Annotated in this window: 13 protein-coding genes; 4 read left to right on the top strand and 9 right to left on the bottom strand. The window is 69.4% G+C overall.

Features of this window, described 5'->3' with window-relative positions; all coding sequences use genetic code 11:
* Nucleotides 1-58 precede the first annotated feature (58 nt).
* From MKD38_RS28150 to MKD38_RS28125, 6 genes are all read right to left on the bottom strand, one after another.
* The gene (locus MKD38_RS28150; protein WP_252682277.1) at nucleotides 59-1,063 is read right to left on the bottom strand and encodes a GlxA family transcriptional regulator; all 1,005 of its coding nucleotides are present in this window, start codon (nucleotides 1,061-1,063) and stop codon (nucleotides 59-61) included.
* 125 nt (nucleotides 1,064-1,188) lie between these two features.
* On the bottom strand, nucleotides 1,189-2,325 hold the full coding sequence (gene gcvT, locus MKD38_RS28145; RefSeq protein ID WP_252682279.1) for a glycine cleavage system aminomethyltransferase GcvT: 1,137 nt from the start codon (nucleotides 2,323-2,325) through the stop codon (nucleotides 1,189-1,191).
* A gap of 226 nt (nucleotides 2,326-2,551) precedes the next feature.
* On the bottom strand, nucleotides 2,552-3,940 hold the full coding sequence (locus MKD38_RS28140; protein WP_252682275.1) for an efflux transporter outer membrane subunit: 1,389 nt from the start codon (nucleotides 3,938-3,940) through the stop codon (nucleotides 2,552-2,554).
* A gap of 10 nt (nucleotides 3,941-3,950) precedes the next feature.
* Nucleotides 3,951-5,129 (bottom strand): HlyD family secretion protein, encoded by a 1,179-nt coding sequence (locus tag MKD38_RS28135; protein WP_252682273.1) that lies wholly within the window; start codon nucleotides 5,127-5,129, stop codon nucleotides 3,951-3,953.
* A complete protein-coding gene (locus MKD38_RS28130; protein WP_252682270.1) occupies nucleotides 5,130-5,624 on the bottom strand; it encodes a DUF3302 domain-containing protein in 495 nt (164 codons plus the stop codon).
* A 52-nt stretch (nucleotides 5,625-5,676) separates the two neighbouring features.
* Nucleotides 5,677-6,015, bottom strand: coding sequence for a hypothetical protein (locus MKD38_RS28125; RefSeq protein ID WP_252682268.1), 339 nt, complete (start codon nucleotides 6,013-6,015; stop codon nucleotides 5,677-5,679).
* Nucleotides 6,016-6,291: 276 nt separating this feature from the next.
* Between MKD38_RS28125 and MKD38_RS28120 the strand changes: the two genes are divergently transcribed.
* Nucleotides 6,292-6,762 carry a hypothetical protein gene (locus MKD38_RS28120; RefSeq protein ID WP_252682266.1) on the top strand — a complete coding sequence of 157 codons (471 nt, stop codon included), beginning with the start codon at nucleotides 6,292-6,294 and terminating at the stop codon, nucleotides 6,760-6,762.
* Nucleotides 6,763-6,783: 21 nt separating this feature from the next.
* Here MKD38_RS28120 and MKD38_RS28115 read toward each other — a convergent pair whose 3' ends face one another.
* Nucleotides 6,784-9,747 (bottom strand): hybrid sensor histidine kinase/response regulator, encoded by a 2,964-nt coding sequence (locus MKD38_RS28115; protein ID WP_252682265.1) that lies wholly within the window; start codon nucleotides 9,745-9,747, stop codon nucleotides 6,784-6,786.
* The gene (locus MKD38_RS28110; protein WP_252682264.1) at nucleotides 9,744-10,394 is read right to left on the bottom strand and encodes a response regulator; all 651 of its coding nucleotides are present in this window, start codon (nucleotides 10,392-10,394) and stop codon (nucleotides 9,744-9,746) included. Before MKD38_RS28110 ends, MKD38_RS28115 begins: the two co-directional genes overlap by 4 nt.
* A 398-nt stretch (nucleotides 10,395-10,792) precedes the next feature.
* Here MKD38_RS28110 and MKD38_RS28105 point away from each other — a divergent pair, with 398 nt between their 5' ends.
* Nucleotides 10,793-11,845: a glycosyltransferase family 4 protein gene (locus tag MKD38_RS28105; RefSeq protein WP_252682263.1), complete on the top strand. Its 1,053-nt coding sequence runs from the start codon at nucleotides 10,793-10,795 to the stop codon at nucleotides 11,843-11,845.
* Between the two features lie 9 nt (nucleotides 11,846-11,854).
* Here the strand turns inward: MKD38_RS28105 and MKD38_RS28100 are convergent, their stop codons facing one another.
* Nucleotides 11,855-12,082, bottom strand: a complete 228-nt coding sequence (locus MKD38_RS28100; RefSeq protein ID WP_252682262.1) for a hypothetical protein — start codon at nucleotides 12,080-12,082, stop codon at nucleotides 11,855-11,857.
* 330 nt (nucleotides 12,083-12,412) lie between these two features.
* On the opposite strand from MKD38_RS28100, the gene MKD38_RS28095 reads away from it, so the two are divergent.
* Both MKD38_RS28095 and MKD38_RS28090 read left to right on the top strand, forming a co-directional pair.
* Nucleotides 12,413-13,366: a hypothetical protein gene (locus MKD38_RS28095; protein ID WP_252682261.1), complete on the top strand. Its 954-nt coding sequence runs from the start codon at nucleotides 12,413-12,415 to the stop codon at nucleotides 13,364-13,366.
* Nucleotides 13,363-14,247 (top strand): HesA/MoeB/ThiF family protein, encoded by an 885-nt coding sequence (locus tag MKD38_RS28090; protein ID WP_252682260.1) that lies wholly within the window; start codon nucleotides 13,363-13,365, stop codon nucleotides 14,245-14,247. The genes MKD38_RS28095 and MKD38_RS28090 overlap by 4 nt, the downstream gene beginning before the upstream one ends.

The raw sequence follows: 14,247 nt of genomic DNA, 5'->3' as shown, positions 1-14,247 counted from the left end.
CTCGGTGGTGTTGTACTGAGCCCGGCCTGACGGCAACGCTGGGTTGCGACGCTGCGTCTCAGCCTGCGCCGGCGGCGTCATCGACGCCGGTGCTGGCAAAACGCTCGCGATAGGCGCCCGGCGTGACATGGAGCCGGCGCTGGAACGCCTGCCTGAGCTTGGCCTCCGAGCCAAAGCCGCTCTCGAGGGCGATCCACTTCAGCGGCTGCGCGCTGTCTTCGAGCAGCCGCCGCGCCGCATCGAGCCGGGTCTGCTCCACATAGGCCGACGGCGTATGCCCCGTTTCCTTCAGGAATACCCGGGAAAAATTGCGCTCGCTCATCGCAAAGCGCTGCGCCAGCCCCTGCACCGAGAGGTCCGCCTTGGGCGTGCGGTGGATATAGTCCTGGATATCGCGCACACGCGGATGCCCCGTCATCTGGCTGAGCAGGTGTTCACTGAACTGCGATTGGCCGCCCGGCCGCTTCAGGTAGACCACCAGATCCCGCGCCACCGACAGCGCAATGTCGCGCCCGAGGTCCTCCTCGACCATGGCCAGCACCAGGTCGAACACCGCGGTCACGCCGGCAGAAGTCCAGATGTGCGCATCGCGCACGAAGATGGCATCGGCCTCGACCCGGATCCCGGGATATCGCTGCCGCATCAGCTCGGCCACGCTCCAGTGCGTGGCCGCGCGCCGGCCGGCAAGCAGGCCCGCCTCGGCAAGGAAGAAGCTGCCCGAGCACAGGCCCACGATGGTCCGCAGCCGGGTGGCCTGGGTCCTGCACCAGCTGACGATGTCGCCGCAGGCGCCCAGCACGTTGACGATGTCGCGCGCGCCGACGACCACCACCACGTCGGCGGGCGCCAGGCCAGCAAGCGCGTGCGTGGCTTCGAGCGATACCAGCGTGTCGGAGCGGATCGCGCCAGTCTGCGGCCCGACCAGGCGGAGGTCATATTTCGGCTCGCAGCCGAGCTGCCGCAGGCGGGTGTTGGCGTAATCGAAGACATTGATGGCGCCGACCGCTTCGACGGCCTTGAATCCGGGATAGATGACGATGTCTACGGTAGTCTTGATATTCATGGCGCGCGGCGTCGCGGCAAGGGGCAGCAGAAGCGCCTTGCGGCGTGGGTCGAACGCCGATTCTATCCAATCCGCGAACCTCGTCCGGCCTGGCGCGCAATGCTGCTAGCCGCCAGGTTGCATCATCAGCTTGCGCCCCGCACGAACGGCGTGCGTACGACTGTCGCCGCGATCCGGTTCCGGTAGACCTCCACCTTCACGTGCGCGCCGATCCTGACCCCGGGCGCCACGCGCGCCAGCGCGATGGCGAAGCGCAGCGTCGGACTATAGGTGGCGCTGGTGACCTTGCCGATCACCTCGCCCTCCTCGCTGGTCACGGTGCTGTGCGCCGGCGGGACCGCGCCGCTGCCTTCCAGCGCGAGTCCGACGAACTGCCGCGTCTGCCCACGCGCGCGTACGGCCGCCCTGCCGACGAAATCCCGGCCGGAATCGAGATCCACGCTCCAGCCCAGGCCGGCATCGAGCGGCGAGGTATCGATGTCCATGTCCTGCCCGTACCGATGCACGCCCGCCTCGAGCCGCAGCGTATCCCAGGCATCCTGGCCCGCGGCAACGATGCCGGCCGGGCGCAACCGGTCCCAGATGGTGCCGGCATGCCTTGCCGGCACCATCAGTTCGAAACCATCCTCGCCGGTCTTCCCGGTCCTCGCCACCATCAGCTCGCCGGCTTCCGGCTCATGCACGAGGGTGGAATTGAACGGCTTCAGCGTTTCTGCGTGGCGGGCCGCCGGCATTGCCCGGATGACTTTTTCGCGGGCCCTCGGGCCCTGCACGGAGATCACCGCCAGCGGCTCGACTCCTGCCGGGACGCAATCCGCTCGCCTCGGCACCACGGTCACGTCGGCCCTGGCCTCATGGATCCTTGCACGGATCCAGGCGATGTCGCCAACGGCCGTGCGCGCGTTCAGGACGGCGCGGTAATGCTGCGGCCCGAGGTAGTAGACCACCAGGTCGTCGATCACTCCACCTGAAGTGTCGAGCATGCAGCTATACAGCGCCTTGCCCGGCGTCTTGAGCTTGCCGACATCATTCGACAGGAGCCTGCCAAGCAGCATTCGCGCATCCGGGCCCTGCAGGTCCGCCACGCACAGATGCGACAGGTCGAACATGCCAGCGTCCCTGCGCACGGCATGGTGCTCTTCGATCTGGGATCCATAGGCAACCGGCAGCTTCCAGCCATCGACGTCGCCCATGCGGGCGCGCAGCAGCAGGTGCTGCGCATACAGTGGCGTGGACGGCCACGCCGGGGGACTTTTCGTCATCGCGTTGGGCTCGGTGGGCAATCGGACAATCGGGAGCGCGGCCATCGGCCTGGTCCGTCGCACCACGCTGGCCGGTTGCGCGCACCGGCTTGCGGCAGCGGCGACGTTGCGTGCCAGTACATCAGATCGCCCGGCCAGCGGATAGAACAAAGGCGGCATGCGCATGGGACGCCTGCGCCAGGCGCTCAGCGGCGCTCAGGCGGCGACCGGCCGCAAAAACGGCAAGTCAGCCCGCCGCCGCGCTCCAGTCCCCGCCCAGCGCCAGCAACAGCGCAATCCGCTGCTGGAGATGCCGGCCGTGCGCGTCGATGCAGTCGATCTCGGCCGCCAGCAATGACTGGCGCTGCTTCAGCACGCCGCGCCTGTCGGACGCGCCTATCCCGGCACGGGCTTGCTCGCGCCGGACCAGTTCGCGGCTTTCGGCTACCCGGTCCTGCAGTTGCCGGGTGCGTTCGGCATGGCTGGATTCGGCCTGCAGTCCCGCTTCAACCTCGCCCAGCGCGCCCAGCGCCTGGTTGCCGTAGGCGATCAGGGCGGCCTTTTGTTCGGCGGTGTAGTAGTCGGCCCGGGCCTTGAGTTCGCCGCCGGCAAAGATCGGCGCGAACAACGAGCCGTTCAGTCCCTTGACCGGGCTGCCGGCCTGGTTGAGCAGGAATACGTCGCTGCGGATATCGGTAATGGCCGCGCTGATGGCAATGCGCGGCAGACGCGCCGCTTGCGCCGACTGCCGCATGTCGAAGGCCGCGGCAACCTGGTGTGCGGCCGCGCTCAGGTCTGGGCGGCGGTCGAGCAGGTCCGCCGGCAACCCGGCTTGCGGCGCCGGGGGCACGGGCGGCAGCTCGCGCCCGGACGCCATGCTGCCGATCTCGCCGGCCGGATAGCGTCCCAGCAGCAATTCCAGCGCCTGTGCGGCCTGGCCGCTGGCCAGCCTTGCCGATTCCAGCGCATCGACCTGCAACCGGCGCGCATTGCGCGCCTGCACCAGCTCGGTGTCCGGCGCTGCGCCGATGGCAACCCGCTGGCCGGCGATGCGCAGCAGCTGGTCGTGGATGGTGACGCCTTGCCGCAGCCGCGCTTCGCGTTGCGCGTGCTGGATCAGCGTGAACCACGCCCGGGCCGTGGCCGCGGCGACCACGCGCCGTGCCCACAGCTGGTCGTCCCGGGCGGCGGCGTAGCGGGCTTGCCCGGCCCGCGCCTGCGCGCGGATGCGTCCCCACAGGTCGATCTCCCAGCTTGCGCCGATGGAAAGGATCTGGGTCTCGGAATTACCCGCCCTGCCCTTGACGGCCGCATCCGGCAGCAGGCCGCTGCGCTCGATGGCGACCAGCGCCTGCGCCTGCCGGACCCGTTCCTCGGCGAGCCGGAGGTCGCCGTTGTGCGCGATGGCCTCGCGCACCAGCCGCTGCAGTTCGGCATCGTCGAAGCTGGCAAGCCAGCCGTCGGCAGGGGTGCCCGCCTCGGCATGGTTGACCCAGGCGGGCTTGCCTTCGAGCACCGGCACGGCCTCTCGCATCAGGTCGGCGCCTTCGGGCGGCGCCTGCAGGGCGCAGCCGCCGAGCATGGCGACCGCCATCGACAGCGCGGCCGGAACCCTCTTCTTGGCGTATGACGACACAGGCATCCCTCTAGTGAAGTTTGAGTACCAGGTAGTTGAGCTTGGAGCTGACGCGCAGGAACACCATCCGGACGATATGGAACATCTTCAGGTGTTCGGTATAGATCGCGCCGGCGCCGACGGCGCCCACCGGGAGCATCTGTTGCGTTGACTCCTCACGCAGCGCGAGCTTGACCGCGAACCGGTTGGGCACGGCGTCGGTGGTGCCCGTGCTCGGGATCATGCCGCCCTGTGCCACCTGCCCCTGCGATTGCGCCCAGACGATCGAGTCGACCCGTGCCTTGATGATCTGGCCCGGATGCGTGGGAAGAAAGATCTCCGCGAGATCGCCTTCCTTGACCTGGTAGAGCTCGTTCTGCCGGTAGAAGGCGAGCACCTCCTGCTGGTCCTCGACAAAGCTGAAGGCCGGCGCAAACGGGAACGGGACCAGCATGGTGCCGACGCGCACCTGCAGGTTCACGACCTTGCCATCGGCGGGGGCGCGGTACACCGTCTGGTCCAGCTCCCACCTGGCCTGCTCCAGCAGGACTTCGGTTTCCGCGCGCCGGGCGCGCGCCGTGGCAATGGCCGCGAACTCGCCCTGGCTCCTGGCGGAGAGCTTCTGCGTGGCCTCGTCCTCGGCGGCCTGCGCGCTGGCCAGTTCGCCTTCCAGTTCGCGCTGGCGCGACAGCGCCTCATCGCGATCGAACTTCGCGCCCGCGCCGGCCGCGAGCAGCGCATCCTGTTCCATGAGCCGCTGGCGCGCCAGTGTCAGCCTGGCCTTCACCGTGCTCACCCTGCCGGCCGCGCCACGCACGGATTCGCCGAGCTGGCGCGCCGCCGCCTGCGCCTCGGCCAGCGCGGCGTCGTCGGCCATCAAGCGGCGCTCGAGCTGACGGACCGAGGCCTGATACGGAGTCGGATCGATGCGCAGCAGCACATCGCCCTTCCTGTAGCGCCGGTTGCCCTCGGCCGGGAGCTCGACGATGCGGCCGCGCACCTGTGGCACCACCTGCAGGACCTTGCCGACGACGCGCACGTCATGGGTAGACGGCGCGACCACGTTGAGCGTCAGGACCATCAGCGTCAGCGCGACCACCGGGATCGTGAGCACGGTCACCATCGCGGTCGCGTTCCACGGCAGCCATCTGAACTTGAAGAAGATCAGCCATACAACCAGCGCGTAGGCTGCAAGCAGCAGAGCGTCCATTCAGATCGGCTCCTTGCGCTCGCGCATGGCGCTGGCGACCGGCTGCGCCGCGGCCGCCGGCGCGTTGGCGGCACGGCCCGGGCCGCGTGCGCGGTCCTGGCTCTTGCAGGAAGCGGATGCCACGCTGCCCTGCGCGGTGGCTTCATTGTCTTCCGGTGCCTTGTCGGTGCCATACGCGGCCCGGTAGAACACCGGCTTGGTATGCGCCCAGAGCCAGGCCAGCGGCCACAGCAGCCCGCCGAAGAACAGCGAGAGCAGGCACAGCGCGTGGATCGCCTCCTGCTGCGGATGGCGCTTGCGCTGCGCGATCCGCTCCGGCCAGATATGGAGCATCCAGAACAGGTAGATCGCGCCTGCCGGCACGAATACCAGCACCACCCAGGAGATGGCATTGGCGGCGGTCTCGAGTGCCTTGCCGCTGAGCAGCGAGGCGAAGGCGGGTTCAGTCGACGCCAGCAGGGCGATGCCCGCCAGCAGGTGTGGTCGCAGTTTCATGGCGTAACGATGGGATGGAACACGGGGGCGCGGCGCTGCCGCGTGCATGCGCTCAGGAACCCGCTGCTGCGCCGCGCAACCCGGCGCGGGGCGCGTCCTGCGACGTGCGTCGCGCCGGCTGGTCCGATTGAGCGAATTCTGCCGGCGGCACCGTGTCCACGGCTTCCGGCGCATCGTCGGCGTACAGCAGGTTGTACTTGCTGCGGCCGGGATCGTCCGCAGCGCGGCATGCCGCCGCCGTCGCGGCAAGCCCGGCGCCCGTGCACGCGGGCGGGTCCAGGGCCGCTGGCCGCGCGGGCGTGGGCGGGTGCTGGGCGTGCGCCGGCACGGCCGCCATCACCAGCAGTGCAATGGCTGTCGCCGTGGCGGCCGATCGGCAGTTTTCGATCATGTTTGCAGTTTCCTCCGAAGTCCTTGCGCGGCCGTCGATGCGCACCGGCGCGCCGGCCGCATCCCGGCAGAGCGCACACCTTATGGCAGCGCCTCGTCTGCGGCTATCAAAGGAATTAGAAAGTCGGCACGGGCACGCTCGACAGGTTCGCCCCAGCCCGGCCCTGGCGCGCGGATTCGAAGTCCTGTGATAGCCCGCGCGCCCGGGCCGCGCATACGCTGACGGCCTTTGCACACACCCGGGTGTCGTCCGGGTCCGCGTGAACCCGTTGCCACCATGAATGCTGTTTCCCTGACGTGCGCCGGCGTCATTGCCGCCGCCGCTAGCACCCTGAGCGGATGCGCGATCCCCACTGCCGAGACCCTGAACCCGTTCCAGGAACCGTGGCCATGGACGCGGATCGTCGCCGTCAACCGTACCGGCCATGACGTGACCGGCGTGCGCGCCGGCCGTTGCGAAACCGGGCCGGTGTCGCGCCACTCGCAGTCGTCGCCGTCGTTCTGCTTCCCTGGCGGGCGGCCCGACAAGGCGATCGAGATCAGCTGGACCGATGCCGCCGCCGGCGCGCCCGGCGCCGCGTCCGCCGAGGGCAAGCGACACGCCGCCACGGTGCCGCCGCCACCGCTGTGGCAGGAAGACCCGCGCCCGCAGGACCTCACCGGCGCCTACCTGTGCGTGCTGTTGCGCAGCGACGCGCCGGTCAGCCTGACGCTGGCCGGCAGCGCCGAAGCGTGCGCCGTCCTCTAGCAGCGTCTACGCGGACTGCGCCTAACCGGTCACCAGCGCCTCGCACATCTGCCGCAGGCGCTGCGCGATGTAGCCGGACTGGCATTCGATCTCGTCGTCCCAGTCCCCTTTGTCCACTGCATAGTCGCGCAGGTCTGCGCACAGCTCGGCCAGCTGCGAGCCGCCGAGCACGGCCAGGGTGCCCGAGATCCGATGCAGCAGCCGTTCCAGCCGATGCACGTCGCGCGCGGCCCGGACGGCATCGTATTGCGCCAGGTCCGCGCCGGTCTGCGCAAGGAAGGCTTCGGCGTATTCGCCGGGCACCGCCGGCAGTTCGGGCAGCGCCTCATCCGCCAGCGTGTCAGACTGTGCGGCTTCCCGTTGCATCGCCCCGGCCGTATCGTCGATGCGGACGAGGACCGAGACGAGCGCGGCGAGAGACACCGGCTTGGTCAGGTAGCCGCTGAACCCGCCCGCCATCCCGCGCGCCACATCGTCCGGCTGCGCGCTGGCGCTCACGGCGTACACCGGGATCCGCATGCCGGCACGCCTGATTTCGCCGAGCAGGTCGAAGCCATTCATCACCGGCATGTCGATGTCGGTCAGGACCGCGTCCACGCCATCGCCATGTTGTCGCAGCATGGCCATGGCCTCGTTGCCATTGCCCGCCGCGATCACGCTGGCGCCGAGGGCGAGCAGCTGGTCGCGCAGCAGGTTGCGGTTGAGCAGATTGTCTTCGGCGACCAGCACCCCGCGTCCGGCCAGAGGCGCCGGCACGCGCGCCGCTCCATCGAAGCCGGACTGGCTGGCGGCCGGTTGCGGCAACGCCTCCACCCTGGTCACCACCGCCACGACGGCGGCATGGATGCCGGTCAGGCTATAGGCGGACACCTCGCTGCCGCCGTCTGGCCGCGTGGTGGCGACGGGCGGCCCCGACTGCTTCAGCCAGACGATCGCGGCAGGCCTGCGCCACCAGGCCATGACTTCGACGGGATCGAAGCCATCGGCCACCAGCAGGCAGTCATGGCTGTCGGCGTCCACCGGCGCATCGGTGTCCGTGCGCGCCGATGGCTGGCATGCGCCCCAGTCGAAATGGTTCAGCAGGCCTTCGAGGCATTCGGCCTCGCGCGCCAGCACCAGCGTCCGGTTGCGCGGCAGCCGCAGCCGCGGCGACGGCGCCGCATCGACCACCCGCAGCGGCAGGCGCACCGTCACCCGCGTGCCGACGCCCACGATGCTGTCCAGCGCGATATGGCCCTGCATCCGCTCCACCAGCCGCAGGCAGACCGACAGGCCAAGCCCGGTTCCGCGCGCCTGGCCGAGGCGGTTGTCGCCGACCTGGGAGAACGGCTGGAACAGCCGCCCCTGGCACGCCTCGGGTATGCCGATACCGGTGTCGGAAACGACGATCTCCAGGTGCCCGTCGACCCACCGCGCGCGCAACACGACCTTGCCCGCTGGCGTGAACTTGAACGCATTGCCGAGCAGGTTGCCGACGATCTGGGTCACGCGCACCGGGTCGAGTTCGACGCTTGCGGGCAGCTCGCTGCCGTACACCGCCAGGAAGCCGAGCTTGCACTGCCCCGCCAGCGGTGCGTGCGCGAGCGCGATCCGGCTGAAAAACGCCGTAACGGATACCGGTTCCTCGGCAAGGCTGAAGGCACCGACATCGATACGGGAAAAGTCGAGCACGTCGTTGACGATCTGCAGCAGGCCCTCGGCCGACACCTGCATGGCACTGACGCGTGCCCGCTGCGCCGGTTCCAGCGCACCCATCGTGACCAGCTCCAGATTGCCCAGCAGCGAGGCAAGCGGCGTGCGTATCTCATGGCTGATCGACGCAAAGAACGCCACCCTGGCCCTGGCGGCCGCATCGCTGGCGAGTTTCGCCTCGTGCAGCAGCCGCTGCGCGCGCGCCGATTCGGCATAGGTGCCGGTAAGGAAGCGATAGTTCCAGTAGCGGTACATCGCAAACAGCAAGCCGATCAGCGCGGCGGCGATCAGGCCGATCACGCCCAGCTCACCCGCCATTTCCCCAAGCTGGTGGCCGATCGGCAGCGCAAAGATCAGATGCCCGAAGTCGGCCACCAGCGGCGGGCGGCGCAAGGCCCAGCCATAGTCCGGGACCCAGTGGAACAACCCGTCCGGCTGCTGCGCCAGCCGCAGGTCCAGGCGCTGCATGCCGGCGCGGGCAGGCGCCGCCACCAGCGGCATGCCCGCACTGTCGAAGACGATAGGTTCGGGGATCGGCAGGTTGGGCCCTGCCGGCCGCAGCAGCGCGCGCAGCGGCATGCGCGTCAGCACGATGGCGTAGAGCGCATCGCCCCGCGCGACCAGCGATGCGCCGAGGATCTCCGGCTCATGCCCGTCCGCGCCGGCCGCGATGCCCTTCCAGATCACGCGCTTCTCCCTGGCCGCCTGCAGCAGGTCAAGGTCGCGGCCGCGAAAGCTCTCCAGTACCGCGGCGATGATCGCCGGGGGCGGCATCCGCGGCGGCGCCGCGCGCGTGGCCGCTGGCGCCGGGTCCGCCGCCTCGTAGCGATACATGGCGCCGCTGGCCAGCGAGATCATCTCGATCGACGGCTTCTGGCTGGCGGCCGTTAGCGTGCGGACCGCCTGGTCGCAACTGCGCTGCAGCACCTCGTCCGCGGGCAACGGCGGCGAGACCCGCCGGCACAGATGGCCGGCCGGCCGCCCCGGCGCGGCCGGAAAGGTGCCGCTGGCGTGCAGTTCCAGGATCAGGTTGGTCGCGGCCAGCGTGCTGCGGCGTGCCAGCAATGCATCGACCACGCCTTGCTCATACAGCCTGGCCACCTGCTCCTGCGCGCGCAACGAGCCGTTCAGCCGGACCAGCACGGTTGCCGCGGCGCTGGCCACCACGACCAGCGCCAGCAGCAGCACCACCATCGTAAAGACCCGACGTTCGCGCTGCAGGTTGCGTTCGATGGCGTGCAGGTCAGCCGGCGGTGGCGCCGGCGCGGGCGGCTCGAACGGGCCGGGCGTCATGCCAGGCCGTGGTCGCGCGCGTAGGCAACCAGGTCGGCATTGCTGGTGATATTCAGCTTGCGCATGGCCGAGCGCTTCTGCGTCGCGACGGTTGCCAGCGACCGATGCAGGTAGGCAGCGATGGCCGTGACGGTGCTGCCCGCCGCGAACATGCGCACCACCTCGATCTCCCTGGGAGACAGCGGGCTCGCAGCGCCATCGGCGCGCGCGCCGGCGCTCGCCATCAGGCCGGCGATCGCCGGCGACAGGCGCTGGCGGTGGCCGGCCAGCGCGTCGAGGCAGATCTGCCGCAGCACGGCCGGATCCTCGTTCTTGCCGACGATCGCGGCGACGCCCGCCTCCCTGATGCGGGTGAGCAGGCCGCCATTGGTCAGCATCGTAAAGACCACGACCGGCGTGGCGGGGCTGGACTGCCTGAGCCGCTGCATCAGGCGCAGCCCATCGTCATTGCCCTCGGAACGGCCCATGGTGAAGTCGGTGACGACCAGGTCGGGGCGATGCGTGGCCAGCGCGGCGAACAGTTCCTTGCCCGACGAGCACGTCGCGCAGACGTGCAGGTCCGGGACCGTGCTCAGGGTGCTCTTGACGGCGAGCTGGATGACCGGGTGATCGTCGGCGATCACGACAGAGAAGGTACGTGGGGGCATGCGCGTTATGTCTCGATACGGCCGGGGCAATCCGCAGAGGACACTTCCGTGCGAATCACGGGGCCGCCCCCGGGGCGCAGCGTCGCGATACGGCGCTGTCCGGCTGCATGGGATCAGGGATTCTACCAACTTGCCAGCCAGCCCATTTAGCAATAAGGGACGGGCAGTTGACGGATCGTCCCACCGCCCGCGGCGGCGCCCGGCATGGCAGAGGTCTCGCGCTGCGCCTCCTGTCTGCCGGCCACAAGCCACCGTCGTTGCCGATACCGATCTCCTCCCCGCCTGACCCGCCCTCCGTGCGCCAGCGCACCGAACGCCGCATCGCCTGACGGCATGCTTGAGCGTCGCCGTCCCCTCTGCGGGGGCCTGTGCTGTGCAAGCCATGGAGCGCAACGAGGATGAGCCAGCCCGAGCCCCCGGACATCGCGCCGCCGCTGCCCGATCTGCTGATATTCAGCGCCCCGTTCCATCCCTCGGTGGGCGGCATGGAGCGCTTTGCCGAAGACCTGGCGCTGGGACTGACCGAGCTGGGCTATCGGATCGAGCTGGCGACGCGCACGCCGGCGGCCGCGGGCGACGCGCCGGCGTTTCCCTATCCGGTCACGCGCGTGGCGGGCATGGCAGAACTGGCGCGCGCCATGCTGCGGCACCCGCTGGTGGTGTTCGTCGGCCTGACGTTCTACGACGTGCTGCTGGCCACCGTGCTGCGGCGCCGCATCGTGCTGACGCATCATGGCCCGTACAGCCACTATGGCGAGACGCGGCGTTTCACGGCGGGCAACGTCAAGCGCTGGATGTCGCGCTTCTACCACAACATCTGCGTCAGCCGGTACCTGGCCGGATGGCTGCCAGGCCAGCCGCTGGTGATTCACAACGGCTATCGCGAGGACGTGTTCAAGCCCGCTGCCGCGCCGCGCCCGGCGGGCAGCTTCGCCTTTGTCGGGCGGCTGGTGACGGAGAAAGGGGTTGACCTGTTGCTGCGCAGCTTCGCCAGGTTGCGCGCCATGCGGCCCGAGGTCCGCCTGACGGTGATCGGCGACGGGCCGCAGTACGCGGTGCTGGTGGCCCTGGCGGCAACGCTGGAGTGCGCGGAGGCCGTGACCTTTGCCGGCGCGCAGCGGCCCGCGGTGGTGGCGACGATGCTGGCGCAGCATGCCTGCCTGGTGGTGCCGTCGACCGGCTACGAGCCCTTCGGCATCGTCGCCCTGGAAGGCCTGGCGGCCGGCTGCGAGGTCATCGTCACGCGCCGCGGCGGGCTGCCGGAGGCGGTCGACGGCTTCGGCTGGGTGGTGGATCCCGGCGTGGATACGTTATGCGAAACCATGCTGGCCGTTTGCGCCGGCGAGTCGCGCCGCAGCGAGCCAGGCCTGCGCCTGTTCCTGGCCGACCACCAGCGCCAGACCGTGGTGCGCCGCTATGCCGAAGCCATCTCCGGCTTCATGCGGCATTAGCGCGCTGCACTAGCGCGCGGGCTTTTTCGGCTTGCCGGTTTCGGCCTGGTGCTGCCGGCGCGGATCCTCGTTGCGAAAGCCGCCATAGCTGCTTTGTCCCGGATCGGCGCTGCGGCTCTTGATCTCGCTGGGCTCGCGGTCCATGCGCGCGCCCGGGTTCTTCCTGTCGGCGCCGGCCTTGCCAGCGGTCTTGCCTGAGGTCTTGCCTGCGGTCTTCCCGCTCGAACCTGATTTCATTGCCAACTCCTTGTCGTGACACGTCGGTCGGTCTGAGGACTTGCTTCCCCGTGCGAGCCGACCCTGATTTCAGCAGCGGGCCGCCGGCAGCGGGAAGCCAGAACCACGCAACTTTCGTTCCACGAGCAGGGCCGCGCGCCCGCGCCGATGATGGCCTGTACTGCAGTCGTATCAAGCAAGCCGCGGGGCAGCGTTGCAGAATTTGCAGGCCGACACCCCCCGCCTCCCCGTTGCCTCCCCGCCGTGACACCAGCGACGCGGTGTTATATCCTCCACATCACGCTCTCCGCCGTCCGGCCATACAAGAACAAGGCACCGCGCCAAACCTGCATGCTCAAACTCCTCGGGCGTATCCAACCACGGCTGCGCTACCTCGACCTGAGCCTGAACGCCGGCCGCACGGTGCGGATCCGGGTGGTCGAGCGGCCCGGCATGTGGATGGAGCCCGCCCGGCTCGACGCCATGCTGGCCGAGATGCGCGGCATCGTGCAGCGTGGCATTGGCAAGGACCTGGATTACGGCGTGCTCTCCGGGGATCCGGAACGGCTGCGGCGGGCCGTGATCACCCTGCTGTATGACCGCGCCAGCGGCCGTGCCATCGCTTTCAATGCGCTCTCGGTGATGCCGATCGAGCTGCGGGGCCGGCCGGTGGAGGCGATCCACCTCGGGCTGGTGATGGTCGATCCGGGGTATCGCGCGCAGGGACTGTCCTGGGTGCTGTACGGGCTCACCTGCATCCTGCTGTTCTTCCGCCGCGGCCTGCGCCCGGTCTGGATCAGCAACGTGACCCAGGTGCCGGCGATCATCGGCAAGGTGGCCGAGGTCTTTGTCTCCGCCTACCCCAATCCCTTCGCGCCGTCGCGCCGCAGTTTCGAGCACCTGAGCGTGGCGCGCGAGATCATGCGCTCGCACCGCCATGTGTTCGGCGTCGACCGGGCGGCGGGCTTCGACGAGGCCCGCTTCGTCATCACCGATGCCTATACCGGCGGCTCGGACAACCTGAAGAAGACCTTCGACGCAGCGCCAAAGCATCGCGACGCGCGCGCCAACGAACTGTGCCGGCGTGAACTCGACTACCGGCGCGGCGACGACTTCCTGCAGATTGCCTGCCTGGACCTGGCCAGCGCGCGCAAGTACCTGCTGCGCGAGGTGCCGCGCGACTCCCTGCCCGCCATCCTGTACCAGGTGGCCTTTCTCGCGGTGGGCCGCATCGTCCTGCCGCTGTTCCACTGGCTGAACCCGCGCGAGCCGATGGGCGACCTGCGCGCGAGGAAGCGCCCATGACGGCGCTGTTCTCGTACGAGGAGTTCACCACCCGCAATCTCGGCTTCGTCACGGAGGCGGAGCAGCAGCAGCTGCGCCAGGCGCAGGTGCTGGTCTGCGGTGTCGGCGGCATGGGCGGGGCCTGCCTGCAGGCGCTGGCACGCGTCGGCATCGGCCGCTTTGCGCTGGCGGACTTCGACGCCTTCGACGTGTCGAACCTGAACCGGCAGGTCTTCGCCAGCCTGGACACGGTCGGCGTGGACAAGGTCGAGGCCACCGTGGCGCAGATCCGCCGCATCAACCCGGAGCTTGCCATCGAGACCTTCGGCGCCGAGTGGACCGACAACCTCGATGACCTGCTGCGTCGCTACAAGGTCGTGGTCAACGGCATGGACGACATCGCCGCGGGCCTTGCGCTCTACCGCAAGGCCCGCGAGCACGGCGCCACCGTGATCGACGCCTATACCTCTCCGCTGCCCTCGGTCACGGTGGTACGCCCGCACGATCCCCGGCCAGAGGAACGGCTGGGCTATGCCACATCCGGCATGGACTGGCAGGCGCTCACGCCGGAACTCCGGCAAGCCTGCCTGGGCAAGGAGCTGGAATACGTGATGGTCCATTCCAGCTCGGTGCGCCATGTCCGGCTGGACCTCGCCCGGGACCTGCTGAGCGGCAAGCGCAAGCGCATGTCGTTCGCGCCGATGGTGATCACCACCGGCAACCTGATGGCGTTCGAAGCGATCAAGCTGGTGCTGGGGCGGCCGCGGCTGGCCGACTGCCGCGGCTATTTCTTCAATCCCTGGAGCATGCGCATCGAGCGGCCGCGCAACCCGCTGTCGGCATGGGCCATGCGCGCGCTGGTGCGGCGCTTCATGGCGAGGCTGATGCAAGATGGGGGCTGA

The organism is Cupriavidus sp. WGlv3 (assembly GCF_023952475.1).
In the GTDB taxonomy this organism is placed as follows: Bacteria; Pseudomonadota; Gammaproteobacteria; order Burkholderiales; family Burkholderiaceae; genus Cupriavidus; species Cupriavidus phytorum.
This window is presented reverse-complemented; position numbering and strand designations above follow the sequence as displayed.